Raw genomic sequence first — 26852 nt, forward strand, 5'->3', positions numbered from 1 at the left:
GTCTGGTACAACCAAAGATGGTTGTTACTCGGATGGAGGAGCCGTGGACGGATTCATAGGGCGAGGTCGAGAGCTCGCCGCACTCGGCCGCTACTTCGCGCGCGCGAGCACTGGAGACCGCCCCGGGCGTGCCATCCTCATGCGAGGCCGTCGCCGTGTAGGCAAGTCACGTCTGGCGGAGGAGTTCATCCACCGGAGCGGCGTGCCCAGTCTGTTCTTCACCGCAGCCCACGAGCCCATCACCGACCAGCTTGAACGCTTCATCGCGGACGCGGCGGCATCCGACCTCCCCGACGCCTCGCTCTTCGAGGGGGTGACACCGACCTCATGGGACAGCGCGCTCAGGCTGCTGGCTCAGGCAGTGCCCCAGGACTCACCAAGCATCGTGGTCCTCGACGAACTGCCCTTCATGATCGCGCAGGATCCTCATCTGGAGGGAAAACTGCAACGCCTCTTCGACCGCGAGTTCTCGCGCCGCCCCATGCTGCTCATCCTGATCGGCTCGGATCTGTCCATCATGGAAGCGATCAACCAATACGACCGACCGTTCTACATGCGGGCGTCAGAAATGGTGATCAATCCTCTCACCCCTGCCGACGTTGCCGAGAAACTGAACCTGTCGCCCGCTGATGCGATCGACGCGTATCTCATCACCGGCGGCCTCCCCATGATCTTGGATGAATGGCCCATGGGCGCCAACGCGCGGGACTTTCTGAACACAGCCATACCTGACCCCACTTCGGCTCTGACTGTGAGCGGCGAACGCGCCGTGGCCGCCGAGTTTCCGCCGGAAGCCCAAGCCAGAGTCCTGTTGAAAGCCATCGGCTCAGGTCAGCGGACCTACTCGGCCATCTCGAAGGCCTGCGGCGGGATATCTGGTACGTCGATCCAACGCGGTCTGCAGATTCTCCTCGAGAAGCGCATCATCACCGCGGAGCTGCCCCTGTCCGTCCGTCCTTCGAAGGACCGTCGCTACCACGTGACGGACTCTCAGCTGCGCTTCTGGCTGTCCTTCATCGACCCCGGCATGCCGGAGATCTACCGCGGCCGGGGCGATCTCGTGCTGCGGCGCATCTCGCGTTCATGGACGGCCTGGCGCGGCACCGCCGTGGAGCCGGTCATCCACGAGTCCCTCAGACGCATGGACGGGCTCCCCGAGCCGACTGGCGCCGTTGGCGGTTACTGGACACGCAGCAACGATCCGGAGATCGACATCGTCGGCGCCGACCGGGAGCCGATCGCGAAGCAGATCACCATGCTCGGGTCCATCAAGTGGCTGGAGAACCGGCCATTTGATCACCACGATATGAAAGAACTCATCGTCCACCAGTCGAAGATGCCGGGAGCGGACACGTCCACGCCGCTCTATGCGGTCTCCAGAAGCGGGTGCGACGTGGCGGGCATCACGCACATCACGCCGGAGCAACTGCTGGACGTCTGGCGATAAGGGGACTCCTCAGCCCGCCTCGGGATCGGCCAAGCCCGGCAGCCGCCCTCGCCGCCTCCGCCGCGATCACCGGCCTCGCCCTCTCCCCCGCCGCTGCCCAGGCGGCCACCACGTCGCTGAACCCGCGGCCGACCAGGGCCTGCCTTTGCCCGGGCCCTGCGGCGTCGCGTGCGGCGGCACGAACCTGGCCTGATGACGTGTCCGCGTCATCCGCGCCGGGTGTGACCTGCGGCGCATCACCCGCAGCACCGGCGGCTGCTCCGGCGGCGGAGCCCCCTTTTCCTCGGTCAGCGCCTGCTCCAGCGCATCCAGGGTCTCCCCGGCGACCGCCGGCCCCGGCTCCCAACCCAGACTCGGTGCCCGAAGCACGTACGGCGAGTGACATGACTTCTGTCATCACTCACTTGTGACTCCGGCGTCTACGCAGGCCCCATCCCCCTCGCGAAGATGGAACCATGACGAAGCGAGCGAAGAACACCCCCAGGTGGACCGCCGGCATGGCCTGCGGCCTCGCGATCGGCATAGGCCTCGGCATCGTCCTGGACAACATCGTCCTGGGCATCGCGCTGGCGCTCTGCCTCGGCGTGGCCCTCGCGTACGCCCTTCCCTCGAAGGACACCCAGGCTTAGCTTGTCGTTTACCCTCTGGCCTGGACAGCGAAGCGCGCCTGTCGCGAAGGCGATGCTTTTATGGGCTGGTGGTGTGGGGGGCCGCGCCCCCCACAAGGCGCTGTCTGAAGCTCTCGACGCGCGGAGCGCGCCCCTTGCGAAGGCGAGGCTTTAGGCGCCTTTGGCGGTCAGGCCAGCCGGAACTGGAGGTCGGTGTCCCAGTTGTTCATGTCGGGCTCCTCCAGCGGATTGGTCTTGTAGAACTCCAGGCGGCAGCCCCAGTGCTCGGTCCCGTCCTTCTCGGTCATGTCCCAGCTCAGCCCCTGCTCCTCGCCCCACTGCAACGTCGAGGAGATGACGCCGGCCAGCTGGTCCGGGTGGCCGTGGTGGGAGGCCGTGACGTAGCGGCCCGCCGGAAGGACGTCGGCGAAGATGTCGCCCTCTCCCTCCACCGGCGTGGCGACCGGCACCCCGGCCTGCACCACCAGCCGGTCCTCGGCCATGTTGATGCTGTCGTACCTGAAGAACGGGGCTCCGGCGGGGGCCACGCCGCGTTCGGCGAGCCAGCCGATCAGGCCGGCGATGCGGTCCCCGACCAGGCCGAAGCTGGTCATGGTGATGGTCTTGCGGATCCCGATGTATGGACGGTCCGGGAAATCGATGATGTGTGGCATGTTTCCTCCTTCACCCCTCAGTACGGAGCGCGCGGGCGAAACTCATCGGCAGATCGAAGAAGGGGAACAGACCGGGATCCAGGTAGGTGGTCACGCCCGTGATCCGGCCGCCCGCGACGTCGAGGACGACCAGGGCGAACGGCCGGCCGTCCAGGTACTGGCCGAAGGCCGGGGAGCCGTTGGCCCTGGTGGGCAGGAGGCGGGCGCCGGCGCACGGCGCGTCCGACGCCAGCAGCACCGCCCGGATGCTCTCGCGGCCCCGCAGCCACCACGTGAAGGGCGGCATCGACATCGTGGCGTCCTCGTGCAGCAGCGACACCAGTGCGGACACGTCGTACCGCTCGAAGGCGGACACGTAGCGGGACAGCAGTGCCTCGTCCACCTCCAGGTCGGCCGGCTCCACGGCGGGAAGCTTGGCGCGGGCCCGTTGCAGGGTGCTGTTGACGGACGCGACCGTGGTGGACAGCAGGACGGCGGTCTCGGCGGCGCTCCATCCGAGCACGTCGCGGAGGATGAGGACGGCGCGCTGCCGGGGCGGGAGATGCTGCAGGGCCGCCACGAAGGCCAGGCGGACGCTCTCGCGGGCCACCGCCAGCTCCTCGGGGCTGACCCGGCTGTCCGGGATGGGGTGGATCCAGCGTTCGGGAGGGAGGGGCGCGCCCAGTTCGGCGCCCGGGGCGGCGGCCGGGCCGAGGTCCATGGCGCGGGCGCGGCGTTGCGGGCCGCGCAGCATGTCGAGGCAGATGTACGTGGCCAGGTGGAACAGCCACGAGCGCAGCGGCCCGCGCGAGGCGTCGTACGTGCGCCACGCCCTGACGAACGTCTCCTGCACCGCGTCCTCGGCCTCGAACCCCGAGCCCAGCATGCGGTAGCAGTAACCGGTGAGCTCGCCCCGGTGCCGCTCCAGCTCCGTCGCGTCCACTACGCCGGGGTCACCTCGATCTGGAGCTCGGTGACCCATTCGTCCAGATTGTCGGGGCAGTAGAGGGAGATCTCCCTGGCCAGCCCCACAGAGCGGTAGCCGTTCTCCTCGATCCAGTGGGCCAGCGCCTGGAACGTCGGCATCACCGCGTCCATCGGCCCATGGTGGATGATCGTGGCCGCGGTCGGCATCGCGGGCAGGTCCACCACCTCGAAGTCGTACGGGTCGCCGGACGTCACGGCGACCGGCAGGCAGGCGTGGATCATGACGGAGCCGTCGTCCTCCGCCTCGTAGTAGGCGAGCCCCGGACCGGTGATCCGGACGGAGGCGGCCTCCAGCCGGCGGCAGATCTCGCCGAAGAGCGGCCCGACCACCGGGCCGATGTGCTCGCCTTCGTAGCCGGCCGCCCGGGCGCTCAGCTCCGCGACCCGGACGGGGCTCACGGACTTGAGGACGATCTCCGCCGTTCGCAAGTGGCCCTCCCTCTCGATGGTGCGCAATCGCGCCTCGACGCCTCGGAGCCTGGCCAGGTCGGCGTTGATCTGGGCTTCGAGCTGGGCGCGGCGCATGCGTACCATGCCGTGCAGCTCCTCCGCGCTGACCTTCTCGTCCAGGATCGCGCTGACCTGCTCCAGCGTGAAGCCGAGGTCCTTGATCGCGACGATCCGGTTGAGCCTGGACAGCTGCGCGGCCTGATAGGAGCGGTAGCCCGTGGCGGGGTCCACGTGCGCGGGGCGCAGCAGGCCGATGGCGTCGTAGTGGCGCAACATCCGCACCGACACCAGCCCGAGCCTGGCGAAGTCTCCGATGCTGAACATGACGCCTCCAGGTGTAGGGCCTCACACCGTGTCAGGGTCAACCTGCGCCGGGACCTAGGCGATGACGATCGCCACGACCACCAGCACCACGGCCACCACCAGCACCGCGATGGCGTCGTAGGACCACGTGACCCGGCCCGGCGCCGCCTCCTGGTCGCGGAACCTGGCCGACTCGGCGCGCTCGCGGATCTGCTCGCCCACCCAGTCGGCGTGCGTCTTGCCCGCGAACGCCTCCGCCGCCGCCTGCTCGGCCTTCGACAGCGTGGGCTCGGTGCGGTAGCGCCCCCGCGTCTGCCTGGGCACCCCGCGCCGCTGCGCCCTGGCCCGCTCCCGGGCGCTGCTCATCGGCGTCCAGAGCCGCAGCACCTGCCCGTCGCCGTGCTCGACGTTGATCGAGTGGGACACCGTCACGTCCCCGACCGAGGCCCACGGCACGAACGTGGTGCGCAGCGGGTTGCGGCCCACCAGGCCCTCCTCCGTGAACACGGTGGCGGGGCGCAGCGCGACCACGTAGACCAGCGCCGTCAGCGCGCCGAGCACGGCCAGGGCGACCAGCGAGGACTTGCCGGTGTAGTGGGCGATCAGGTCCCACACGTTGAAGGCGACGAAGGCCAGCCAGACCCACCCCAGCACGAACGCGGTCCTGGACCGGTAAACCTGCTTCACGGCTGCCACTTGAGCTGCGCGAAGCCCGGCTTGATCACGCCGTTGATCAGCGCCAGCCGCTCGTCGAACGGGATGAACGCCGACTTCATCGCATTGACCGCGAACCACTGCAGGTCATCCCAGCCGTAGCCGAACGCCTCGACCAGCTTGGCGCACTCCTGTGACACGCTGGTCGCGCTCATCAGCCGGTTGTCGGTGTTGACCGTGACCCGGAAGTTCAGCCGCCGCAGCAGCCCGATGGGGTGCTCGGCGATCGACGCGGCGGCGCCGGTCTGCAGGTTGGAGGTGGGGCACATCTCCAGCGGGATCCGCTTGTCCCGCACGTACGCCGCCAGCCGCCCCAGCTTGGCGGAGCCGTCCTCGGCCACGGAGATGTCGTCGATGATCCGCACGCCGTGCCCGAGCCGGTCGGCGCCGCACCACTGGATCGCCTGCCAGATCGACGGCAGGCCGAACGCCTCGCCCGCGTGGATGGTGAAGTGGGCGTTCTCCCGCTGAAGGTATTCGAACGCGTCGAGATGGCGCGTGGGCGGGTAGCCCGCCTCGGCCCCCGCGATGTCGAACCCCACCACGCCCACGTCGCGGTAGCGCACGGCCAGCTCGGCGATCTCCATGGAGCGCGCCATGTGCCGCATGGCCGTGAGCAGCGTGCCGACCCGGATGCCGCGCCCCGCCGAGCCCTGCCTGAACCCCTCGAGCACCGCCTCGACGACCTCGTCGAGGCTCAACCCCATGGTGGTGTGCTGCTCGGGCGCGAAGCGCACCTCGGCGTAGACCACGCCGTCGGCCGCCAGGTCCTGAGCGCACTCGGCGGCCACGCGCTCGAGCGACTCGCGCGTCTGCATGACGCCGACGGTGTGCTCGAACGTCTCCAGGTAGCGCTCGAGCGAGCCCGAGTCTGACGCCTCCTCGAACCACTGGCGAAGGTTGTCGGGGTCGGTCGTGGGCAGCCGATCGTAGCCGGTCTCCCTGGCCAGCTCGACGATCGTCTCGGCGCGGAGCCCGCCGTCGAGGTGATCGTGCAGCAGCACCTTGGGAGCCCGCCGGATCGCGTCAAGCGTGGGACTCATCTGGCCATGATAAGGGCCTTCACGTGGTACGGCTCAGTCGCGACCGGCGCTCTCCGGCGAGAAGGCGGGCAGGCACACCGCGATGTACTCGGCGCCCTCGGGACCGGTGCTGTAGCGGACCTTCTCCCCCGGCGACGTCACCACCGACTGTCCGGCCGCGACCTCCGTCGTGCCCCCGGCGTGCTCGACCAGCACCAGGCCGCGCAGGACCACGGTGTACTCGGTGAACTCCGGAGTCTGCGGCGGCTCGGTCCAGCCGGGCGGAGCCGTCATGTGGGCTATGGAGATCGCGTCGTCACCACTGTTGACGCGGCCGACGTGCTCGTCGATGAGCTTCCCGCCGGGAACGGGTATGCGGGCCGGGGCCTCGATCTTTCTCACCACGAGGTCAGTGTGCCACGTCGATGATCAGGCGGCTGGGATCGCCCTGCTCGTTGAGCTGGAACGCGGCCTGCCTGGCCAGCACCAGCCCGATGCCGACATGGCCCTCGAAGTCGCCGGTCCTGATGACTTCGGTGAGGTTGTCCAGGTTCGCGGGGAAGACGGGGCCGCCTGTCCACGTGGGCTTGCCGGCGGCGTCGTGGGCGTCGGCCGGGGAGAGCGTGACCTGGAGGTACGTACCGCCGCGTGCCTCGATGGGCTTGCCTGATCCCTCCTCCAGGAACTGCTCCACCCACCTGACGGTGTATCCGGGGACCTCGCCCTTCAGGTCGACGACCACGCGGTCGTACGTGTCGTGGGCGGCGTACCGTACGCCCGTCACGACGGCGGGCTCGATGCCGTCGCGCTGGACGTCCACCTCGGCGGTGCTCGTTGGCGCGCCGGGCTCGCGCCCGGTGACGGACGGGGTGCCCGTCAGTACGGCCTGCGTGCCCGTGCCGCAGGCGGTGAGCAGGACCAGGCAGGCCGGCAGGACGGCCGCGCGACAGCGGGACGATCGGCGCGCGGCCGGGGATGACGAGCGCATGCCCGGTAGATGCCCAGGTTGCGGGCCTGCAAGCAGCGGATCGGCGTGGAATCACACGACAGGGCCCCGCCGCGTGCGACGGGGCCCTGTGCCACTGAGTGGCGGTCAGACGGTCTCGTAGACCCGGGCGTTCTCGCCCTGGTCAGACGGTCTCGTAGACCGGGGCGTTCTCGCCGGCCTCCGCGACGGCCGGAGCCTTGCGGGCGCGCAGGCCGGTGGCCGAGATCGCCAGGCCGACCACGGCCAGCACCAGCGACACCACGATCGCCGAGCGCAGCGAGCCGATCGAGAGCGTCTCGCCGCCGCCCGAGGTGAGCACGGCGGTGACCACGGCCAGCACGATCGCGCCGCCCACCTGGCCGGAGGTGTTCAGCAGCCCGGAGGCCAGCCCCTGCTCGTCGTCGTCCACGCCGTTGGTGGCCTGGATGTTCAGCGAGGGGAACGAGAGCGCGAACGCGATGCCCATGAGGAGCATGCCCGGGATCACCATGCCGGCCAGGCTGGGGTCGCGGTCGATGCCGAGGAAGATCGCGTACCCGCCGGCCAGCGCGGCGGAGCCGATGACGATCAGCTTGCCGGTGCCGAACCTGTCGGCGAAGTCGCCCATCTTGGTCGAGGTGACCGCGACGAGCAGGCCCGCGGGCAGGAACGCCAGGGCGGTGCCCAGGGCCGACCAGCCGAGGAGGTTCTGGAAGTACTGCATCGCCACGAACTGGAAGGCCACGTACGAGCCCATGAGGATGAGCAGCCCCAGGTTGGCGCGGACGATGTGGCCGGAGCGCAGGATGCCGAGACGCACCAGCGGGTGCCGCATCCGCTGCTCGGCGAAGACGAACAGGCCGAGCAGCACGGCCACGCCCACCAGCGAGCCGATGGTCTGCAGCGAGGCCCAGCCGGCCTCGGGCGCCTGCACGACCGTGAACACCAGCAGCAGCATGGACGCGGTGATCAGCACCGCGCCGATCAGGTCGTGGCCGCCCTCGGCCCGCTCGTCACGGCCGCGCAGCACCTTCGGCGCGACCAGCAGGGCGAGGATCGCCACGGGGACCGGCATCAGCAGCGTCCAGCGCCAGCCGATCTCGGTGAGCAGGCCGGACAGCACGAGGCCGAGCGAGTAGCCGCTGGCGCCACAGGCGGTGAAGATGCTCAACGCCTTGTTGCGCTCGGGCCCCTCAGGAAAAGTCGTCGTGATGATCGACAAGGCCGCGGGGGCGGTGAACGCGGCGGCCACACCCTTGACGAACCGGGCCGCGATCAGCAGCCCGCCGTCGTCCACAATGCCACCGAGCAACGACGCCACGGCGAAGACGCCCAGAGCGACCAGGAACACCCTGCGCCGCCCGAGCAGGTCGGCGGTCCTGCCCCCGAGCAACAGAAGACCGCCATAGCCGAGCACGTAGCCGCTGACCACCCACTGCAGAGATGAGGTACTCAGGCCCAGGTCGTGCTGAATGGCCGGCAGGGCGACACCCACCATGGAGACGTCAAGGGCGTCAAGGAAGATCACTGCGCAGAGCACGGCGAGCGCGCCCCAACGGGAGGATGAGGAAGAGGACATGGGACAGAACACTACATGCAAGCGCATCTAATGCAAACGCATTTAATGCCGTTGCATAAAATTTAGCGAAGTGGTAACCTCCGCGACATGGACGAGGAGTTCGTGGTCGACACCTGGCATTACGTCCTGGCCAAGCACGCCAAGGCCATGTGCGCGCTGGAGCGCGAGCTGGGCGATCGGCACGGGCTGGGACCGAGCGAGTTCGAGGTGCTGGACCGGATCGTCCATCACGACAGGAAGCTCCGCATCCAGGAGCTCTGCGACGAGGTGCACCTGAGCCAGAGCGCCCTGTCCCGGGTGGTGGCCCGCCTGGAGAAGGCCGCGCTCGTGTCACGCGGGGTCTGCGACGCCGACCGGCGCGGAGTGTTCGTCTGCATCACGGACGAGGGCCGCGCCCGGCACGCCGAGGCCCTGCCCACGCAGCGCGCCGTCCTCGCCGACGTCTTCGCCGACGCCCCCGCCCTCACCCGCTGACGGCGCCTGAGGCGCCCCACCAGCGGCGACCCGACCCCTGCCTTCCCGGAGGGACGCCCGCGCACGTCAGCGACGCGCCTGAGGGCACTCAGACGCGCGCGCCCACATCGGGTGAAGCAGCTACGAGGCCGTGATGCGGTCGATGATCAGGGGAAGCTGCTCCTCGCTCGCCTCGCCCACCGCGTAGGCGCCCTCCAGCGCCTCCAGAGCCCGCTGGAACCGCTCCGTCTCGTCCGCGTGCAGCGTCATCAACGGCTGCCCCGCGCGCACCAGATCGCCCGGCTTGGCGTGCAGCATGATGCCGGCCCCGAACGACACGGGGTCCTCCTTGCGCGCCCGCCCGGCCCCGAGCCGCCAGGCCGCCAGCCCCACCGCGTACGCGTCCAGCCGGGTCAGCACGCCGGACGACGGCACCTCCACCGTCACCGTCTCCGCCGCACGGGGCAGCAGCCCGTCGGGGTCCCCGCCCTGCGCGCGGATCATGCGACGCCAGGCGTCCATGGCCGACCCGTCCGCCAGAGCCTTGGCGGGGTCCTTGCCGGACACCCCCGCGGCCTCCAGCATCTCGTTGGCGAGCCGTACGGTGAGCTCCACCACGTCGGCGGGCCCACCGCCCTCGAGCACCTCGACGGACTCCGCGACCTCCAGGGCGTTCCCCACGGCCCGCCCGAGCGGCCGGTCCATCGCCGTCAGCAGGGCCACCGTGCGCACGCCCGCGTCCGTCCCCAGAGCGACCATGGTCTCGGCCAGCTCCCGGGCCGCCGCAGGGGTCTTCATGAACGCGCCGGAGCCCACCTTCACGTCGAGGACGAGCGATCCGGTGCCCTCGGCGATCTTCTTGGACATGATCGACGAAGCGATCAGCGGGATCGACTCGACGGTGCCGGTGACGTCGCGCAGGGCGTACAGCTTCTTGTCGGCCGGCGCCAGCCCCTCCCCGGCCGCGCACACGACCGCGCCCGCCGAGCGCAGGACGTGCAGCATCTCGCCGTTGGAGAGCGAGGCCCGCCAGCCGAGGATCGACTCGAGCTTGTCGAGCGTGCCGCCGGTGTGCCCGAGGCCGCGGCCGGAGAGCTGCGGCACGTACGCGCCGCAGGCCGCCACCAGCGGAGCCAGCGGCAGCGTGATCTTGTCGCCGACGCCGCCCGTCGAGTGCTTGTCGGCGGTCGGCCGGTCGAGCCCGGACCAGTCCATGCGCTCGCCCGAGCGGATCATGGCCTGCGTCCAGTCGGCGATCTCGCGGCGGTTCATGCCGTTCAGGAGGATGGCCATGGCCAGCGCGGACATCTGCTCGTCGGCCACGCCGCCGCGGGTGTACGCGTCGATCACCCAGTCGATCTGGGCCGTGGTCAGCTCCCCGCCGTCACGCTTGGCACGGATGACCTCGATGGCGTCCATTCAGGCGCTCCGGGTCTCGTCGTCGGCGGTCATTCAGGCGCTCCGGCTGAGGTCATGCGGGCCGAACGCGTACGGCAGGATCTCGGCCATCCGCTTGGGCCCGTCCACGGTCTCGACCAGCAGGTCGTCACCGCCGAACTCGTAGAGGAGCTGGCGGCAGCGCCCGCACGGCATCAGCAGCTCGCCGTGCCCGTCCACGCAGGTGAAGGCCACCAGCCGGCCGCCGCCCGACGACTGGAGCGCCGACACCAGGCCGCACTCGGCGCACAGGCCCACCCCATAGGAGGCGTTCTCGACGTTGCAGCCGGTGACCACCCTCCCGTCGTCCACCAGCGCCGCCGCTCCCACGGGGAACTTCGAGTACGGCGCGTACGCGTTCCGCATGGCCTCCGCGGCCGTGTCCCGCAGGCCGTCCCAGTCGATGGCGGTCAATGCTGCTCCCCCCGGCGATAGCGCACGCCGTCGGCCTTGGGCATCCGCAGCCGCTGCGAAGCCACCAGGAGCACGAGCAGCGTGAGCACGTGTGGTGTGATGAAGACGAATTCGTTCGGCAACTGGTCGACGGTCAGCCAGAGCCAGAACAACACAACCATGCCCGCGGCGGCACCGGCCATCAGCGTGTAGTCCTTGGGGCTCCGGGACGTCAGCTCGGCGGGCTGGTCGGACGACAACATCCGGCGGACCCTGATCACGAGGTAGGCGAGCAGCAGCACCGCGCCGAACAGAAAGAACGCCGTGACGGCCCCGGAACTGCGCAGTTTCAGGCCTTCGGCGTAGCCGAACAACGAGGCGCCGGCCGCGAGCCCGCCGGGACGCCAGTTGCCGAAGATCATGGCGGCCAGGCCGATGAAGCCACGCCCCTGCGTCTGGCCCTCGACGTATTTCGTGGAGACGAAGACCAGGAACACGCCGCCGAGCCCGGCGAACGCGCCGGAGATGACGACCGCGACGTACTTGATCAGATAGACGTTCACGCCCAGCGACTCGGCCGCCCAGGGATTCTCGCCGGCCGAGCGCAGGCGCAAGCCGAAGGCCGTGCGCCAGAGCAGGAAGAACGTCAGCGGCACCAGCAGCACCGCCAGGATGACCAGGACGTTCACGTCGCGCGTGAGGCCGCCCAGGATGCCGGCGAGGTCGGAGAGCAGGAACCAGTGGGTGTTCTCGAGCTTTCCGAGCAGGTCAGGGCCGTCCGAGAGCAGCGGCAGGCTGATCTCCCACGGCTTCCCAGCGATCGCGGGCGAGGAGGTGATGCCCGCACCCGCGGCGGCCGCCGGCGTGCCCTCCTTGTAGAGCACCTCGGACAGGAAGCGGGTGATGCCGGGGCCGAGCAGGTTGATCGCAACACCGCTGATGATGTGGTCGACGCCGAACGTCACGGTCGCGACGGCGTGGATGAGCCCGCCGAGCGCGCCGCCGAGCAACCCGGCGAGCAGCGCAGCCACGGGGCCCCACTGGTATCCGGCCCAGCCGGCGAACCAGGTGCCGAGCACCATCATGCCCTCGAGGCCGATGTTGACCACGCCGGCCCGCTCTGCCCACAGGCCGCCGAGACCGGCCAGGCCGATCGGCACCGCGAGCAGCAGCGCGGCGGCGAACGTGCCGGAGGAGGTGATGTCGTTCTGGCCTGACACGATGCGGACCAGGGACATCAGCAGGATGAGCGCGGCGATGCCGACGAGCACCAGGTGGTACTTGGTGAACCTAGTCATGCTGCCACCTCAACCGGAGTGTTCCTGCCGAGCTGCCGGGCGGCCCGCTGTTCTTCGAGTCTGTGCGCCAGCCGGTTGGTCACCTCGTTCGCCACGACGACCAGCAGGACGATCACTCCTTGAATGATCGTGACGACGGATGCGGGGACGTCCGCGAACTGCAGCGCGCCCTGCGCCCGGTCGAGGAAGGCGAACAGCAACGCGGCGAGCGCGATGCCCACGGGCTTGTTCCTGCCGAGCAGCGCCACCGCGATGCCCAGGAAACCCAGGCCGGCGGTGAAGTTGGAATTGAAGGCGCCCTTGTCGCCGAGGATCTCGGGCAGACCGATGAGCCCGGCGATGCCGCCGGACAACACCATCGCCGCGATGATCATCTTCTTCGGGTCGATGCCGGAGGCGACCGCGGCCGGGTCGTTGAGCCCGCTGGCCTTCACGTTGAAGCCGAATCGGGTGCGCTCCAGCACCACCCAGACCACCAGGCCGAGCACGACCGCCAGAAGGAGGAAGCCCCACAAACCGCCCCCGCGGGTCGGCGAGGGCTGTCCGAACCAGTCGAAGATGAAGTTGATGTTGGGGAACATGGCCGAGTCCGCCAGCTCGGGCGTGGTGGTGGTGAGCTGGCCCTCGGCGCGCTGTCCCGCGAACGGTCCCCGCACGAGGAAGGACGTCAAGTTGATCGCGATGTAGTTCAGCATGATCGTCGCGATGACCTCGTTGACGCCTCTGGTCACCTTCATGACCGCGGGGATCAGCGCGTAGAGGCCGCCGACGGCCGCCGCCACCACAATGATCACTGCGATCTGGATGGGCGCGGGCGCGGTGAACGTCGAGCCCACGTACGCCGCGACGATGGCCGCGAGCCGGTACTGGCCCTCCACGCCGATGTTGAAGAGGTTCATGCGGAAGCCGACGGCCACCGCCAGACCGGCGATGAACAGCGGCACGGCACGGTTGAGGAACGTCGCGACGCCGTTGACCACTGCCCGTGGCGTTTCGCCGAAGTTGAAGAAGGAGGCGAACGCGTCCAGCGGGCTGGCGCCCGCCGCGATGATCGCCACGCTGGAGATCCCGATCGCCAGAACGATGGCGATGACGGCGCCCGCCACGGTGAGCAGCGCCCGGTTGAGCCCGGCGGGCATCACGTCTCCTCAGTTCCGGCGATGGCGCCGGTCATGTAGCCGCCCAGCCGCTCGGGCGTGACGTCGGATGGATCGAGAGCGGCCACGAGCCGGCCCCGGTAGATCACCCGCAGCGTGTCGGACAGGCCGATCAGCTCGTCGAGGTCGGCCGAGATGAGCAGCACGGCGAGGCCGGCCGCTCTCGCGCTGCGCAGGTGGTCCCAGATGGCGGCCTGGGCGCCGACGTCCACGCCACGGGTGGGGTGGGCGGCGATGAGGAACTTGGGCTCGCCGCTCATCTCTCGGCCCACGATCAGCTTCTGCTGGTTGCCGCCCGACAGGGCCAGGGCCAGCGTCTCGATGCTGGGCGTGCGTACGTCGTAGTCCCTGACGATGCGCTCGGTGTCGGCCTTCGAGGCTCGGCGGTTGATCCAGATGCCGTTGCGGGCGGGCTTCCTGGTCTGGTGGCCGAGCACGCGGTTCTCCCACAGCGAGGCCTCGAGCAGCAGGCCCTGCCGGTGCCGGTCCTCCGGGATGTAGCCGATGCCGGACTCCCTGCGCCTGAGCGTGGACCATTCGCTGATGTCCTGGCCGTCCAGCTCGATGCTGCCGTGCGCGGGCCGGATGCCCATGATCGCCTCGATCAGCTCGGACTGTCCGTTGCCCTCGACCCCGGCGATGCCGAGGATCTCGCCCTTGTGGATCTCGAACGACACGTCGTCGAGGAGCAACCGCTTGCCCTCTTCGCGCAGCTTGCCAAGGTCGGCGCCCGGGTGGTGGCCGTCGGCCTCCACCGTGAGGTGCTCGACCTTCAGCGTCACGACGTCGGTCACCGTGGACTCGCGGGTCTCGGGCGTGGGCAGCTCGCTGCCGACCATGAGCTCGGCGAGCTGGCGCGCGGTGACCTCGCCGGGGTCGACGCTCGCGACCGTGGTGCCGCGCCGGATCACGGTGATCGCGTCGGCGATGCCGAGCACCTCGTCGAGCTTGTGCGAGATGAAGATGACCGTCAGGCCGTCGGTCTTGAGCTCGCGCAGGTTCTGGAAGAGCTCCTCGACCTCCTGCGGCACCAGCACGGCCGTCGGCTCGTCGAGGATCAGGATGCGGGCGCCGCGGTAGAGGACCTTGAGGATCTCCACGCGCTGGCGGTCGCCGACGCCGAGGTCCTCCACGAGCCTGTCGGGGTCGACCCGTAGTCCGTGGTTCTCGGCGAGTTCGGTGATGCGTTTCCTGGCGGAGGCGGTGTCGAGCCTGCCGCCCTTCTTCGGCTCGGCGCCGAGGACGATGTTCTCCAGCACGGTCAGGTTGTCGGCCAGCATGAAGTGCTGGTGGACCATGCCGATGCCCACGTCGATGGCGTCGCTGGGCGTGCGGAAGCTCACTTCCTCGCCGTTGACCCTGATGGTGCCCTCGTCCGGCCTCTGCATGCCGTACAGGATCTTCATCAGCGTGGACTTGCCCGCGCCGTTCTCCCCGACGATGGCGTGCACGGTGCCCTGCTGGACGGTGATGCGAATGTCGTGGTTCGCGATGACACCGGGGAAACGCTTGGTGATGCCCTCCAGCTCTACGGCGGGTTTCACCGTGGCCAGGGTGTCAGCACTCATTGCCTCTCCTAGCGGGGGGCGGGGGATAGACGGAAGGCCCGAAGTCAAGGACTCCGGGCCCTCAGCTGTCACTCCTACCCCGATTACGGCTTCGACGGAACCGTGATTTTGCCGTCGACGATGTCCTTCTTTGCCGCGTCGAGCTTGTCCTTGATGTCGTCGATCTCGCCGCCGGTGGTGGACAGGCCCACGCCGTCGACCTTGAGGTCGTACGTGATGTTGGTGCCGCCCTTGGCGCCGCCCTGGAAGGCCTTGATGAACTCGAAGACACCGACGTCGACGCGCTTGAGCATCGAGGTCATGATGACCGGCTGCAGGTCGGCCTCCTTGACCGTCTGGCGCTGGTCGGAGTCGACGCCGATGGCCTTCTTCTTGGCCGCGGCCGCCGCCTGGAACACGCCCAGGCCCGAGTCGCCGGAGGCGTGGTAGACGATGTCGGCGCCGTCCTGGTACATCTTCTCGGCCGCGACCTTGCCCTTGTCGGGGGCCTTGAAGCCGGAGAAGTCACCGTCGGGGGTGAGGTACTTGATGTCGATCTTGGCGTCCGGCTTGACCGACTTCACGCCGGCCACGAAGCCCGCCTCGAACTTCTTGATCAGGTCGTTCTCGACGCCGCCGACGAAGCCCACGTGGTTGCTCTTGGACTTGGTGGCCGCCGCGACGCCCGCCAGGTAGGAGCCCTGCTCCTCGGCGAACAGCAGGCCGGTCACGTTGGGCCCGTTGGAGGCGGAGTCCACGACCGCGAACTGGATGTCCGGGTATTCGGCCGCCGTCTTCTTGATGTCGTCGCCGTACGCGAAGCCGACGCCGATGATCGGGTTGTAGCCCGCGTCGGCGAGCTGGCGCAGCAGGTCGCCGCGGTTGGAGCCGTCGGCCGCCGGGCTCAGCTCCTTGATGTCCGCGTTCAGGTCCGTCTTGGCCTTCTCCAGACCGGCGTAGGCGGCGTCGTTGAACGACTTGTCGCCCCGGCCGCCGACGTCGAACGCCAGACCCACCTTGAGGCCGCCCTTCGGCGCCTCACTGCCGGCGCCGGCACTGGGCGCCTCGCTGGCCGTGGTACCCCCACCACTGCCGCCGCAGGCCGCCGCTGCCATGAGCATGACGCCGGCCACGGAGCCGATCGCCATCCTGCTGAATCGCTTGCCGAGCAAGGCGACTCCCTTCCATTTCCCCGTCGTCCTCGCCGCTGTCAGGCCCAAAGAACGTACGGCACCTGCACGGAAGATAGTTGCTTGACCAGGGCGAACCAAACTGGCGCACAGGGTCGAAACCGCTCCGTTATCGACATCACTCGCGTCCGTGACCTGAGGCACGATTCGGACACCTATCACCACACCAAGAAAGATTTGCCCAACTTTGACCTCTTGTGCCCGGCCGGATCATGACGGAGATTCCGACAGACGGTGGAAGTCTTATCTCGGAGCGCTGAATGCACCCTTGGAAGGCCTTATCCATGCCCGTGGCCGCACTGCTCGTCGTGGCCCTGAGCGGCACCGCACCCGCCACGGCCGACACCCCGGCCGTCAGGATCGAGAACAACGCCACCCAGCCCGTCTTCTCCCGCGCGGACGCCGTCAAGCAGACGGTGTTCGTCGAGGTCGAGGGGACCGACAGCGACAACGACGGCCGGCCCGACCGGGTCGCCGTGGACATCCTGCGGCCCAAGGAGACCGACCAGGGGCTGAAGGTCCCGGTCATCATGGAGGCCAGCCCGTACTTCGCGGGCGGCAACGACGTCGCCAACCACCCCGTGGACGTGGACGCGACCGGCCATCCGCTGCCCGCCATGACCGCGATGGCGGACAAGATGGCCGCCGAGCCGTTCGACGGCTACTACGACAACTACTTCCTGCCCCGCGGGTACGCCGTCGCGCTGGTGGAGAACCTCGGCAGCGGCCGCGCCACCGGCTGCCCCACCTCGGGCGACCGCAACGAGACGGCCGGGCCGAAGGCCGCGATCGACTGGCTGAACGGCCGCGCCAAGGGCTTCGACGCCGACGGGAAACCCGTCGAGGCCACCTGGTCCACGGGCAAGGTCGGCATGATCGGCGTCTCGTACAACGGCACGCTGCCCAACGCGGTCGCCACGACCGGCGTCGAGGGCCTGAAGACGATCGTCCCGATCGCGTCGATCTCCAGCTGGTACGACTACTACCGCGCCAACGGCGGCGTCCTCGCCCCCGGCGGGTTCCAGGGCGAGGACCTGGACGTGCTCGCCAAGTACGTCCTGACCAGGGAGAACGGCCAGAACGCCTGCGGCGCCCTGATCGACGGGATCACCACGGCCCAGGACCGCGTCACCGGCGACTACAGCGCCTTCTGGGACGCCCGCAACTACCTGAACGACGTCGGCAAGGTCAAGGCCAGCGTCTTCCTCGTGCACGGGCTCAACGACTGGAACGTCAAGACCAAGCAGTTCGCGCAGTGGTGGTACGCCCTGGCCAAGCGGCACGTCCCGCGCAAGATCTGGCTGCACCAGGGGACCCACATGAGCCCGTTCAACTTCCGCACGGCCGAGTGGCTGCGCCAGCTGCACGGCTGGTTCGACTACTGGCTGTACGGGATCGACTCGGGCATCATGCGCGAGCCGCAGGCGGACGTGGAGATCGCGCCCGGCCAGTGGGACCGGCACGCCTCCTGGCCGCTGCCCGGCTCGGCCACGGTGCCTCTCTGGCTCGGCTCCGGCTCGAAGCTGGGGCTTGCGCCGAATCCGCTGTCGGCCAAGGAGACGTTCACCGACCAGAAGGACAGGACGGCCGAGCAGCTGGTGGAGGCCACGGGGGTCGATCCGAACCGGCTGGCCTACCTGACCGGCGACCTGCCCGCCGACGTGCGGATCTCCGGCACGCCCACGGTGTCGGTGCGGGCCTCGCTGAAGGACGGCGCGTCACCGTACCTGACGGCGTTGCTGGTGGACTACGGCACGGACGTCCGCGCGAACGGCACGCTGCTCTCGACGGGCGAGACCTACTGCTACGGCCAGGGCATCCCGGGTGACACGGGCTGCACGACGCTCAGGAGGCTCGGCACGGCCACGACCCCGTACAAGATCGTCACGAGGGGCTGGCTCGACGTCCGCAACCGGCACCGCCCGGACCGGACGGAGGCCCTCCGGCCCGGCAAGGAGTACACCTTCACGTGGGACTTCCAGCCGACGGACTACCTGGTCAAGAAGGGCCACCGGCTGGGCCTGGTGATCATCTCGACCGACCACGACTACACCCTGCGCTACCCGCCGGGCACCAGGATCACGGTCTCACCGGGGCGGTCGTCGCTGCGCCTGCCCGTGGTCCTCGGCAGGATGCCGCAGCTCTAGGCCGCTTCGTCACGGTCAGCCGCATGATCGGCTGACCGTGGCTCACACGCTCCCCGCCGCACTTCGGCGGGGAGCGGTGAGACGTGGGCTCAGGCCAGCGCGGTGGTGACCGGGTCGAGCGGGCCGACCTCCCACAGCGCCGTCAGCGCCGTGGCGGCCATGACCCGCACGCCCATCGCGATCGCCTTCTCGTCGATGTCGAACGTGCCCTGGTGGATGTCGTACGTCATGCCGCCCGGCGAACGCGTGCCCAGCCGGGCGAACGCGCCGGGGATCGACTCGAGGTACCACGCGAAGTCCTCGCCGCCCAGCGACTGCTGGGTCGGGACCACGGCGCCCGCGCCCAGCGCGCGCTCGGCGGCCTCGGTCAGCATCTCGACGCTGACCTCGTCGTTGACCACCGGCGGCACGCCGCGCGCGTAGTCCATCGTGGCCTCCACGCCGTAGGCGCCGGCCACCGACTCCAGGAGCGACTTGATCAGGTCGGGCGCGGCGTGCCAGGCGTTCTCGTCGAGGCAGCGGACGGTGCCCTCGGCGACGCCGTCGTCGGGGATCGCGTTGGCCGCCGTGCCGGCCTCGACCCTGCCCCAGACGAGGCTGAGCGAGGAACGCGGGTCGACCCGGCGCGACAGGGCGGCGGGCAGCTCGGTGAGGATCTTGGCCAGGGCGAAGACCAGGTCGGCCGTCAGGTGCGGCCGGGCGGTGTGGCCGCCGGGACCCGAGACCCTGACGGTCAGCCTGTCGCAGGCCGAGGTGATCGGGCCGGGCTTGAGCCCGAGCTGGCCGACGTCCACCCGCGGATCGCAGTGGAGGCCGAAGATGCGGTCGACGCCGCTGATGCCACCCTGCGCCATGACCTCGAGCGCGCCGCCGGGCAGCTCCTCGGCGGGCTGGAAGATCAGGCGCACGCGGCCGGGCAGCAGCCCCGCCGCGGCCTGCTGCGCGAGGAAGAGCGAGGTGCCGAGCAGGACCGTGGTGTGCACGTCGTGGCCACAGGCGTGGCAGGCGCCCGCCACGGTCGAGCGGTACGGGACGTCCTTCTCGTCCTGCAGGGGCAGCGCGTCGATGTCGGCGCGCAGCGCGATCGTCGGGCCGTCGCCGCTCCCCACGTCACAGATCAGGCCGGTGCCGCGCGGGAGCACAGAAGGGGCCAGGCCGGCGGCGGTGAGCCGCTCGGCGATCCGCTGCGTCGTGCGATATTCGGCGAAGGCCAGCTCGGGGTGCATGTGGATGTCGCGGCGAAACGCCACGAGATCCTGCTCGGTCTCCGCCAGGAACGCGTCGAGTTCGCCCCGCAGCTCACGTCCCCTCATATGTCACCATCCCGTCCATACCGCGCGTCCCAATATGTCTGACCACCGCGGCTCGTGCGCTGTGGAAGCTCATCCGTCCGCCGTGGCCCCCCGGTCGAGCGGCCGCTCGGCGAATCAAAAAGCACACCCACCTGGTAGGGGTGCGCGAGATCGTCAGCATGGGCCAGCGCGTCGTCAGGCGCGAGTGCCGCTGCAGCCCGGGAGCACAGCGGTCGGCCGTGAGCCCGATGGCGATGCTTCGACTTTATCGCCCCCACGAGAGTTCTCGGCGAGGGATATGCCAAAAACTCCCCCCAGCATGGCCCCTAAACCGGGGGTGACCACGCTCCGTGAGCACGCGCGTGATCCACAAATAGTTACAACGGATCAGTAGATCGTGACCCGATGTCGCCACTTCCAAACGTGGTCGGCGATTCCGAATCCTGTCACCTTCTGTCATGGTCATCACACTTCGGCGATGGCTGCATTTGAGAAGAATGCGTGTTTCACTCGCAATATGATCACTAATATCCCGTTCGGGGAGAAGTATGCCAGCTTGAGCATCTTCGAGCCGAGCGAGGGGACCATGGTGGTCGTACCCTCGCTCTCCCTTCCGCAGGATGAGCTCCGCCGGATCACGGCAGCCAGATCGTACGAGGAACGCCTGCTGTTCCTGCTGCTCACCCTCCGCGAACCCGGGGTCAAGGTGGTCTATCTCTCCTCGGCCCCCATCGATCCCGACGTCATCGACTACTACCTCGCGTTCCTCCCCGATCCGGATGACGCCGCCAAGCGGCTCACGCTGATCAGCCTCGACGACCCCTGGTCCCAACCGCTGACCAGGTCCCTGCTCGCCCGTCCCGACGCGCTGGAGCAGCTGCGCGGCGCCATCGAAGGCGATGCCTGGCTGGTGCCGTTCGTCCTGAGCGAGCTCGAGGAGGAGCTCGCCTCGTTACTCAACGTCCCCCTCTACGGTCCCGCCACCTCCCTGGCCTATTACGGCTCCAAGAGCGGGGCGCGCGAGGTCGGCCACGAGGCCGGCGTGCCGATGGCGCGCGGCTTCGGCGACGTGCGGAACGCACTCGAGATCGAGGAGGCGATCGAGGCCCTGCCCGGCGAGCGGGTGATCGTCAAGCTGAACGACGGCTACTCCGGGCTCGGCAACGTGATCGTCACCAAGGCCGACAGGTCGCAGACCAGCTTCTCGGCGGCGGGCGAGACCTGGGCCAGCTTCACCGCGAAGATCCGGGAGCGCGGCGCGGTGGTCGAGGAGTTCATCGAGCACCGGCCGCTGTACTACCCGAGCGCGCTGGCCTGCATCACGCCCCGTGGTGACGCGCAGGTCCTGGCCACGCACGACCAGGTGCTCGGCGGGCCCAACGGCCACGTCTACCAGGGCTGCACGTTCCCCGCCGCGCCCGAGTACCGCGCCGAGGTGGGCGCGTCGGCCGAGCGGATCGCGCGCGTCCTGGCAGACCGCGGCGTGGTGGGACTGTTCGGCATGGACTTCTTCGCGCTGAAGGCCGACGCCGGGTACGCGGCGCTGCTGTGCGAGATCAACCTGCGCATCGGCGGCACCACACATCCGTTCGGCGCGGCCGTGCTGACGACCGGGGCCTCGTACGATCCGGCCACCGGCCTGCTCATGACCGGAAATCAGCCGAAGTTCTACACCGCGACGGACAACTGCTCCTCCTCCTGCCTGCGCGGGCGCACCGCCGGCGAGGTCGTGCGCATGGCGGAGCGGCTCGGGGTCGGCTTCGACGCCGAGCGGCGTACCGGGAACGTGTTCCACCTGCTCGGGGCCATCCCCGAGCACGGCAAGCTGGGCTTCACGTCGATAGGCGACTCACGCGAGGAGGCAGACGAGCTGCACGCCCTCACCCGGCGTCTCCTGTGCGGCCCGTGACGGGCCCGCCCTGCCTCGCGGCCCCTCGGAGGCCGCGCCAGCCGATGATCCCCAACACGACGGCGAGAACGACGTTCACCGCGATCAGGATGCCGTGCACCACGTAGAAGCTGGTCGGATGCCCGTCGGCCAAGTTAAAACCCAGGTTCACCCATTCAAAGATCATAAATACGCCGAGAATGATGAGGAATGCGGCGATCTTTCGCGACATCTGTGCCTCTCTAGCATCAAAGGTGGATCTTCAGGGGATGTGTCGCCACATGGGCATTCACTCGAAGCTACGCTGAGATCGCCATGTGGACGAAACTCGTGCCGGTCACGGCACTCATCGCCTCGGTCTCGCTCACCGGCGGGACCGCATATGCCGCGCCATCGACACCCGTCGGCGGCGACGCGCTGGGCAGCCACGGTCTGGTGGCGCCCGAAGGTGTCAAGAAGCCGCCCAAGAACGAGGCTACGTCGTTCGTCATCGCGGACGTAGACACCGGTGATGTGCTCGCGGCCAAGGACGCCCACGGGCGCTACCTGCCGGCCAGCACGCTCAAGACGCTGACCGCGGTCACCCTCATCCCCAAGCTGGACAAGAACCGCAGGGTCCGGCCGAGCGAGAACGCCTGCAACCAGGAGGGCACGGCGGTCGGCCTGTCGCCCAAGACGACGTACAAGGTCGACGACCTGTTCAGGGCGCTGCTGATGTCGTCGGGCAACGACGCGGCGATGGCGCTGGCCGAGACGAACGGCGGCCTGGCCAGGACCATGAGCGACATGAACGCCGAGGCCAAGCGGCTGCAGGCGTACGACACGGTGGCCAAGACGCCCAGCGGGCTGGACAAGCCCGGGCAGAGCAGCTCGGCGTACGACCTGGCGCTGATCGCCCGGGCCGGCCTCGCCAACCCCGCGTTCCGGGGATACATCAGCACCAAGACCGCCAACTTCCCCGCCCCCAAGGGCCACTACGAGATCAGCAACCACAACAAGCTGCTCTGGCGCTACAAGGGCATGATCGGCATCAAGAACGGCTGGACCTCGAAGGCCCTGGGCAGCTTCGTCGGCGCGGCGACCCGCGACGGGCACACGATCGTCGTGAGCATCATGCGGCACGAGGGCTACTTCTGGGACGAGGTGGCCAAGCTGCTCGACTGGGGCTTCTCGGTCAGGGGCAAGGTCACGCCGGTCGGGAAGCTCGTGGACCCGCTCCCCGACCCTCAGGCCGCGCCGCGGGCTTCGGCGCCGGCCTCGCACGTCACGCCGGTCGCCCAGCCGCCGCTGCTGGACACCGCCGGCCGCAAGCAGAGCGACTCCACCAAGCTGATCGGGTCCGTCGTGATCGGCGGAGGTCTGCTGTTCGGGCTGATCTGGCTCGGGTACGGCATCCGCCGCCGTCGCCGTGGCGGGTCACGCGGCTGAGCTCCGGTACGACATCCGCCGCCGTGGCGGGTCACGCGTCTGAGCTCCGGTACGACATCCGCCGCTGTGGCGGGTCACGCGTCTGAGCCGGCCGGGCGGGCGCGTGTGCCCGGCGTCCGGTCCGGGCCGCAGGCCTCGCCCGCCTCGGGCGCCTCTCCCGGCCGTGCGCCCGAGTACGGGATCGGAGTCGGGGCCGGCGGGGGGCAGTAGCCGGCGGTGTCCGTCCAGGCGGCGACATAGAGCATCAGCCTGGCCGAGAAGTTCATCCACAGGAGCAGGCCGACGATGACGGCGAACGTGCCGTAGATCGGGTTGCTCAGCGTCTGCCCGAGCAGCAGCGTCGCCACCTGCTTGAGCAGCCCGAACCCGATCGCCCCCAGCAGTGCCCCCTTGGCGATCGTCCGGAACGGCCGGGTCGGCCTGGCCACCCACCCCAGCAGGATCAGGAACAGCAGCCAGTCGGCCCCCACGCTCGCCGCCACGCCCGCGGCCCGCAGCCCGTAGCCGGCCAGCGTCGACTCGCCGCCGAAGACGAAGTGCATGACCTTGTCCGTGGCCGTGGTGGCGAACCCCGCGACCAGCACGGACGCGATCATCGTCACCCCGATCAGGATGAGCGAGGCCAGGTCGCGCAGCTTGGCGAGGAAGAAGTTGAGCGGCGGCGTGGTGGTCATCGACATCTCGCGCAACGCCTCGCGCAGCGCGTCGAGGGCGCCGAGCCCGGCATAGAGGAGACCGAGCAGACCGATGATCCCGGCGGTCTCCTTGGCCCTGCCGATGGCCTCGAGGTTGAGCTGGGTGGCGATGCCGGGCAGCCGTTCGACGATGGCCTGCTCCAGGGCCTTCCTGGTGGCCTCGCTGGTCGCCACCACGAACCCGAGCACCGCGTACGAGAGGGAGACCAGCGGGAAGAACGACAGGAAGGCGAAGTACGTGACCCCGCCCGCCAGCCGGTCGCCCCCCTGGAGCTGATAGCGCTGGACCGCTCTGATCAGATGGTCGAGCCACAGCCTGCGGACCCGCCATGAGTCCACCCTGCGGAGTCCCCATGCCTTGATCGCCTCGATCCGCCCCATCAAGCTCGCCATCACGCCTCCCGGCCACCCCCTACCCGGCGATCACGAATCCACGACCGCACCCGCCGATTCTGCAAGAGCCGTCACGACCGCCGCCAGGTCGTGGTGGAGCAACTGCCCGCCACGCTTGACCACACGCCCCGCGACCAGAACGGTGTCCACCGAGCCGGTGTCGGCGTTCAGCACGACGGCGCCGATCGGGTCGTGGGCGGCGGCCATGCCGAGGGTGTCCGTACGCAGCAGCACCAGGTCGGCCTGCTTGCCCGGCCGCAGCGAGCCGATGACCTCCGCCAGTCCGAGCACCTCCGCGCCCTCGATCGTGGCCATGCGCAGCGCGTCACGGGTGGTGAAGCCCATGCCCGCGCCGTCAGGGCGGCCCCGTTCGAGCAGGTGGACGGTGCGCATCAGGCTGAACATGTCGCCGGGCGAGCACACCACCGTGTCGGCGCCGAGGCCCGTCGGGACCCCCGCCGCCCTGGCGCGGCCCGCGGCCGGGTAGCCGAGCCCCAGGTTCATCTCGTCCACGGGCGCGAGCGAGGCGGTGCCGCCGGCGGCGGCGATGCGCTTGAACTCCTCGTCGGTGTAGTGCAGCGCGTGCACGAAGGTCGTCGGAGTGGCGAGCAGCCCGTTCGACTCCAGGAACGCGAGCCCCCTGGCGGCGCTCTCGGGGCCGTGACCGCCCAGGTGCGCGGTGACCGGCAGGCCGAGCTCGGCGGCCACGCGCCACTCCTCCAGCGCCCGCTCCTCCCCCGCGATCTCCGGACCGAGGGCGGCCAACGCCATCGTGACCGGCCCGGAGTCGCCGGAGAGCAGGTCGTGCACCCTCCTGGTCTCCTTGGCCAGCTCGCCGGGAGCACCGCCGTGGCAGTAGCCGAACACGGCCCTGATCCCGGACTCGCGCAGCGCCCGCACGGTGGCGTCGGTGTGGCCGGGGCTGAACTGGATGTGCGACCAGTCGAGCAGCGTGGTGACACCCGCGTCCAGGCACTCCAGCGCGCCCGCCAGGTTGCCCGCGTAGACGTCCTCGGGGCGGTAGCGGGGCGCGAGCTCGTTGAGGATCCGGCGCAGGTAGCCGTCGAACGCGATGTCGGGCGCGACGGCCCTGATGCCGGCCTGCCAGGTGTGGCGGTGGGTGTCCACGAACCCGGGGAGCACGATCCGCCCCGTCGCGTCGATCACCTCCGCCCCCGGCGCCTCGGGCAGGTCGGGACCCACTTCGGCGATGACGCCGTGCTCGATGCGCACGTCCACCCGGCCCAGCACGACGGGCTCGGGCTCGGTGTCGACGACGACGCCGTTCTTGATCAGAGTGGTGGATGTCATGGCAGAAAGCTTAAAGAAAAGCTTTTTTAAAAGCAACCTGCTGCTCGGTATGCTCGATGGCGTGAAACCCGATGAGATCGACGCGATGGTCCCTCGGTGGGAGCAAGCAGGGCTGTCGCCGTCCCTCATCGCCGCCCTGGAGCTGGGCAAGCGGATGTCGCGGCTCCATCTGGCCTTCGAGCAGGCGGTCAAGGCCGAGCTGGCCGAGCTGGGGCTGACGTACGCCGAGTTCGACGTGCTGGCCGCGCTGAGCCGGGTGGAGCCGCCGCACCGGATGAAGCCGAGCGAGCTGACGAAGGCGCTCTTCTACACCTCCGGCGGGATCAGCAACGTGCTGCAGCGCCTGACGGCGGCGGGATACGTCGAGCGCGAGGCCAACCCGGGCGACGCGCGCAGCCGCTGGGTCCAGCTCACGGACGAGGGACGGCGGGTGGCCGACGCCGCGCTGGACGCCGCCGGGCGGGCCCACGGCGACGTGGCGGCCGGGATCCCGGACGAGGTCGTGCGCGAGGCGGCCGACGCGCTTCGCAAGGTCCTCTCCCACGTCGGCCGCCGCCACTTCCGCTGATCAGCCCTACCGCAGCCGGTGGCGCGCCGCCCAGTCGCGGAGCGCGGCCGCGATGGCCTCGGGGCGGTCCTCCTGCGCGTGGTGGCCGGCCGGCCCGCAGTGCTCGGCCTCGAGGGCGGCGATGTTCTCCGCGCACCAGGCCGCCAGCTCCTCACCGATCAGCAACGTCGGCGAGGAGTCGAACGTGAGCAGCAGCTTGGGCACCTCGAAGCTGCCTGCCAGCCACTTCCCGTATCCCTCCATCCGATCGGCCACGTCGGCGGGCTCCCCGTCGAGCGGAGCCGACCGCGCCCACTCCAGCAGCGGCCGCCGGCTCTCCCTGGTGGGGTACGGCGCCAGGTAAGGCCGCCGCTCCTCCTCGCTCAAGCTCGTCAGCACCCCGCCCGTGAACGCGGTCTCCACGAGGAAGTTCTGGTCGAGCACCAGCGACTCACCCTTGACACTCCTGATCAACTCGGCGCGGGCGCGCGGGGCTTCGCCCAGGTCACTCCAGCTCAGCGGGCGGACGAAGGTCTCCATGAACGCGACGCCACGCACCCGCTCCGGATGCCGGGCCGCCCAGTCGAAGCCGAGTGCGCCGCCCCAGTCGTGCCCCACCAGCACCACCTCCTCCAGCCCGAGCGCGTCGAACCAGGCGTCGAGGTAGCGGGCGTGGTCGGCAAACCGGTACGGGAGGTCCGGCTTCCCGGAGCGCCCCATGCCGATGAGGTCGGGAGCCAGCAGCCGGCCCTCCATCTCCGCCAGCACCTTCCGCCACGCGTGGGAGGAGGCCGGGTTCCCGTGCAGGAACACGAAGGGCAGGCCGGAGCCGCTGGAGTCCTCGTAGTACATGGTCGAGTCGAGCACGCCGATCTCGGGCATGACGATCCCTCATTTCGTAAGTGTCACTAACGTTCGTCGCACTAACGAAACTACATCGTTAGTG

The 26852-nt window shown here is 69.5% G+C and carries 26 protein-coding genes; 7 read left to right on the forward strand and 19 right to left on the reverse strand.

Annotated elements, in window-relative coordinates; genetic code table 11:
• Positions 1-43: 43 nt before the first annotated feature.
• Positions 44-1447 (forward strand): DUF234 domain-containing protein, encoded by a 1404-nt coding sequence (locus AB0H84_RS44275; protein ID WP_357618472.1) that lies wholly within the window; start codon positions 44-46, stop codon positions 1445-1447.
• Positions 1448-1902: 455 nt separating this feature from the next.
• Positions 1903-2076, forward strand: a complete 174-nt coding sequence (locus tag AB0H84_RS44280; RefSeq protein WP_357618475.1) for a hypothetical protein — start codon at positions 1903-1905, stop codon at positions 2074-2076.
• 167 nt (positions 2077-2243) lie between these two features.
• Here the strand turns inward: AB0H84_RS44280 and AB0H84_RS44285 are convergent, their stop codons facing one another.
• The 8 genes from AB0H84_RS44285 to AB0H84_RS44320 form a co-directional block, all read right to left on the reverse strand.
• The gene (locus AB0H84_RS44285) at positions 2244-2729 is read right to left on the reverse strand and encodes a GyrI-like domain-containing protein (RefSeq protein WP_357618478.1); all 486 of its coding nucleotides are present in this window, start codon (positions 2727-2729) and stop codon (positions 2244-2246) included.
• 10 nt (positions 2730-2739) lie between these two features.
• Positions 2740-3651, reverse strand: a complete 912-nt coding sequence (locus AB0H84_RS44290) for a sigma-70 family RNA polymerase sigma factor (RefSeq protein ID WP_357618481.1) — start codon at positions 3649-3651, stop codon at positions 2740-2742.
• On the reverse strand, positions 3651-4469 hold the full coding sequence (locus AB0H84_RS44295) for a MerR family transcriptional regulator (RefSeq protein ID WP_357618484.1): 819 nt from the start codon (positions 4467-4469) through the stop codon (positions 3651-3653). The genes AB0H84_RS44290 and AB0H84_RS44295 overlap by 1 nt, the downstream gene beginning before the upstream one ends.
• Before the next feature lie 54 nt (positions 4470-4523).
• A complete protein-coding gene (locus AB0H84_RS44300) occupies positions 4524-5135 on the reverse strand; it encodes a hypothetical protein (RefSeq protein ID WP_357618488.1) in 612 nt (203 codons plus the stop codon).
• Complete coding sequence (locus AB0H84_RS44305; protein WP_357618491.1) at positions 5132-6205, reverse strand: adenosine deaminase; 1074 nt, start codon at positions 6203-6205, stop codon at positions 5132-5134. The genes AB0H84_RS44300 and AB0H84_RS44305 overlap by 4 nt, the downstream gene beginning before the upstream one ends.
• Before the next feature lie 33 nt (positions 6206-6238).
• On the reverse strand, positions 6239-6589 hold the full coding sequence (locus AB0H84_RS44310) for a cupin (protein WP_357618494.1): 351 nt from the start codon (positions 6587-6589) through the stop codon (positions 6239-6241).
• A 4-nt stretch (positions 6590-6593) separates the two neighbouring features.
• The gene (locus tag AB0H84_RS44315) at positions 6594-7172 is read right to left on the reverse strand and encodes a hypothetical protein (RefSeq protein ID WP_357618497.1); all 579 of its coding nucleotides are present in this window, start codon (positions 7170-7172) and stop codon (positions 6594-6596) included.
• A 142-nt stretch (positions 7173-7314) separates the two neighbouring features.
• A complete protein-coding gene (locus AB0H84_RS44320) occupies positions 7315-8730 on the reverse strand; it encodes an MFS transporter (protein WP_357618500.1) in 1416 nt (471 codons plus the stop codon).
• Positions 8731-8817: 87 nt separating this feature from the next.
• On the opposite strand from AB0H84_RS44320, the gene AB0H84_RS44325 reads away from it, so the two are divergent.
• On the forward strand, positions 8818-9204 hold the full coding sequence (locus AB0H84_RS44325) for a MarR family transcriptional regulator (protein ID WP_357618503.1): 387 nt from the start codon (positions 8818-8820) through the stop codon (positions 9202-9204).
• A gap of 120 nt (positions 9205-9324) precedes the next feature.
• Here AB0H84_RS44325 and AB0H84_RS44330 read toward each other — a convergent pair whose 3' ends face one another.
• The 6 genes from AB0H84_RS44330 to AB0H84_RS44355 form a co-directional block, all read right to left on the reverse strand.
• On the reverse strand, positions 9325-10602 hold the full coding sequence (locus tag AB0H84_RS44330) for a thymidine phosphorylase (RefSeq protein ID WP_357618506.1): 1278 nt from the start codon (positions 10600-10602) through the stop codon (positions 9325-9327).
• A gap of 33 nt (positions 10603-10635) precedes the next feature.
• Positions 10636-11034, reverse strand: coding sequence for a cytidine deaminase (locus tag AB0H84_RS44335; RefSeq protein WP_357618509.1), 399 nt, complete (start codon positions 11032-11034; stop codon positions 10636-10638).
• Complete coding sequence (locus AB0H84_RS44340; RefSeq protein ID WP_357618513.1) at positions 11031-12311, reverse strand: ABC transporter permease; 1281 nt, start codon at positions 12309-12311, stop codon at positions 11031-11033. Before AB0H84_RS44340 ends, AB0H84_RS44335 begins: the two co-directional genes overlap by 4 nt.
• Positions 12308-13450: an ABC transporter permease gene (locus AB0H84_RS44345; RefSeq protein WP_357618516.1), complete on the reverse strand. Its 1143-nt coding sequence runs from the start codon at positions 13448-13450 to the stop codon at positions 12308-12310. Before AB0H84_RS44345 ends, AB0H84_RS44340 begins: the two co-directional genes overlap by 4 nt.
• Positions 13450-15036 carry an ABC transporter ATP-binding protein gene (locus AB0H84_RS44350; RefSeq protein ID WP_357618519.1) on the reverse strand — a complete coding sequence of 529 codons (1587 nt, stop codon included), beginning with the start codon at positions 15034-15036 and terminating at the stop codon, positions 13450-13452. The genes AB0H84_RS44345 and AB0H84_RS44350 overlap by 1 nt, the downstream gene beginning before the upstream one ends.
• Before the next feature lie 83 nt (positions 15037-15119).
• Positions 15120-16187, reverse strand: a complete 1068-nt coding sequence (locus tag AB0H84_RS44355; protein WP_357618521.1) for a BMP family ABC transporter substrate-binding protein — start codon at positions 16185-16187, stop codon at positions 15120-15122.
• 302 nt (positions 16188-16489) lie between these two features.
• On the opposite strand from AB0H84_RS44355, the gene AB0H84_RS44360 reads away from it, so the two are divergent.
• Positions 16490-18352, forward strand: coding sequence for a Xaa-Pro dipeptidyl-peptidase (locus AB0H84_RS44360; RefSeq protein ID WP_357618524.1), 1863 nt, complete (start codon positions 16490-16492; stop codon positions 18350-18352).
• 89 nt (positions 18353-18441) lie between these two features.
• Here AB0H84_RS44360 and AB0H84_RS44365 read toward each other — a convergent pair whose 3' ends face one another.
• Complete coding sequence (locus AB0H84_RS44365) at positions 18442-19665, reverse strand: M20 family metallopeptidase (protein ID WP_357618526.1); 1224 nt, start codon at positions 19663-19665, stop codon at positions 18442-18444.
• A gap of 496 nt (positions 19666-20161) precedes the next feature.
• On the opposite strand from AB0H84_RS44365, the gene AB0H84_RS44370 reads away from it, so the two are divergent.
• Positions 20162-21553, forward strand: a complete 1392-nt coding sequence (locus tag AB0H84_RS44370; protein ID WP_357618529.1) for a peptide ligase PGM1-related protein — start codon at positions 20162-20164, stop codon at positions 21551-21553.
• Here the strand turns inward: AB0H84_RS44370 and AB0H84_RS44375 are convergent.
• Entirely contained in the window at positions 21525-21764 is a 240-nt protein-coding gene (locus tag AB0H84_RS44375) for a hypothetical protein (RefSeq protein WP_357618533.1), read from the reverse strand. The genes AB0H84_RS44370 and AB0H84_RS44375 overlap by 29 nt on opposite strands.
• 83 nt (positions 21765-21847) lie before the next feature.
• Here AB0H84_RS44375 and AB0H84_RS44380 point away from each other — a divergent pair, with 83 nt between their 5' ends.
• A complete protein-coding gene (locus AB0H84_RS44380) occupies positions 21848-22960 on the forward strand; it encodes a D-alanyl-D-alanine carboxypeptidase (protein ID WP_357618536.1) in 1113 nt (370 codons plus the stop codon).
• Positions 22961-23034: 74 nt separating this feature from the next.
• Here AB0H84_RS44380 and AB0H84_RS44385 read toward each other — a convergent pair whose 3' ends face one another.
• Complete coding sequence (locus AB0H84_RS44385) at positions 23035-24048, reverse strand: YihY/virulence factor BrkB family protein (RefSeq protein ID WP_357618538.1); 1014 nt, start codon at positions 24046-24048, stop codon at positions 23035-23037.
• A gap of 30 nt (positions 24049-24078) precedes the next feature.
• A complete protein-coding gene (locus AB0H84_RS44390) occupies positions 24079-25359 on the reverse strand; it encodes an amidohydrolase family protein (protein ID WP_357618542.1) in 1281 nt (426 codons plus the stop codon).
• A gap of 61 nt (positions 25360-25420) precedes the next feature.
• On the opposite strand from AB0H84_RS44390, the gene AB0H84_RS44395 reads away from it, so the two are divergent.
• Positions 25421-25927: a MarR family transcriptional regulator gene (locus AB0H84_RS44395; RefSeq protein ID WP_357618544.1), complete on the forward strand. Its 507-nt coding sequence runs from the start codon at positions 25421-25423 to the stop codon at positions 25925-25927.
• 6 nt (positions 25928-25933) lie between these two features.
• Here the strand turns inward: AB0H84_RS44395 and AB0H84_RS44400 are convergent, their stop codons facing one another.
• Positions 25934-26788: a haloalkane dehalogenase gene (locus AB0H84_RS44400; RefSeq protein ID WP_357618547.1), complete on the reverse strand. Its 855-nt coding sequence runs from the start codon at positions 26786-26788 to the stop codon at positions 25934-25936.
• Positions 26789-26852 lie beyond the last annotated feature (64 nt).

It is taken from the genome of Nonomuraea sp. NPDC050786 (genome assembly GCF_040654115.1).
Taxonomy (GTDB): Bacteria; Actinomycetota; Actinomycetes; order Streptosporangiales; family Streptosporangiaceae; genus Nonomuraea.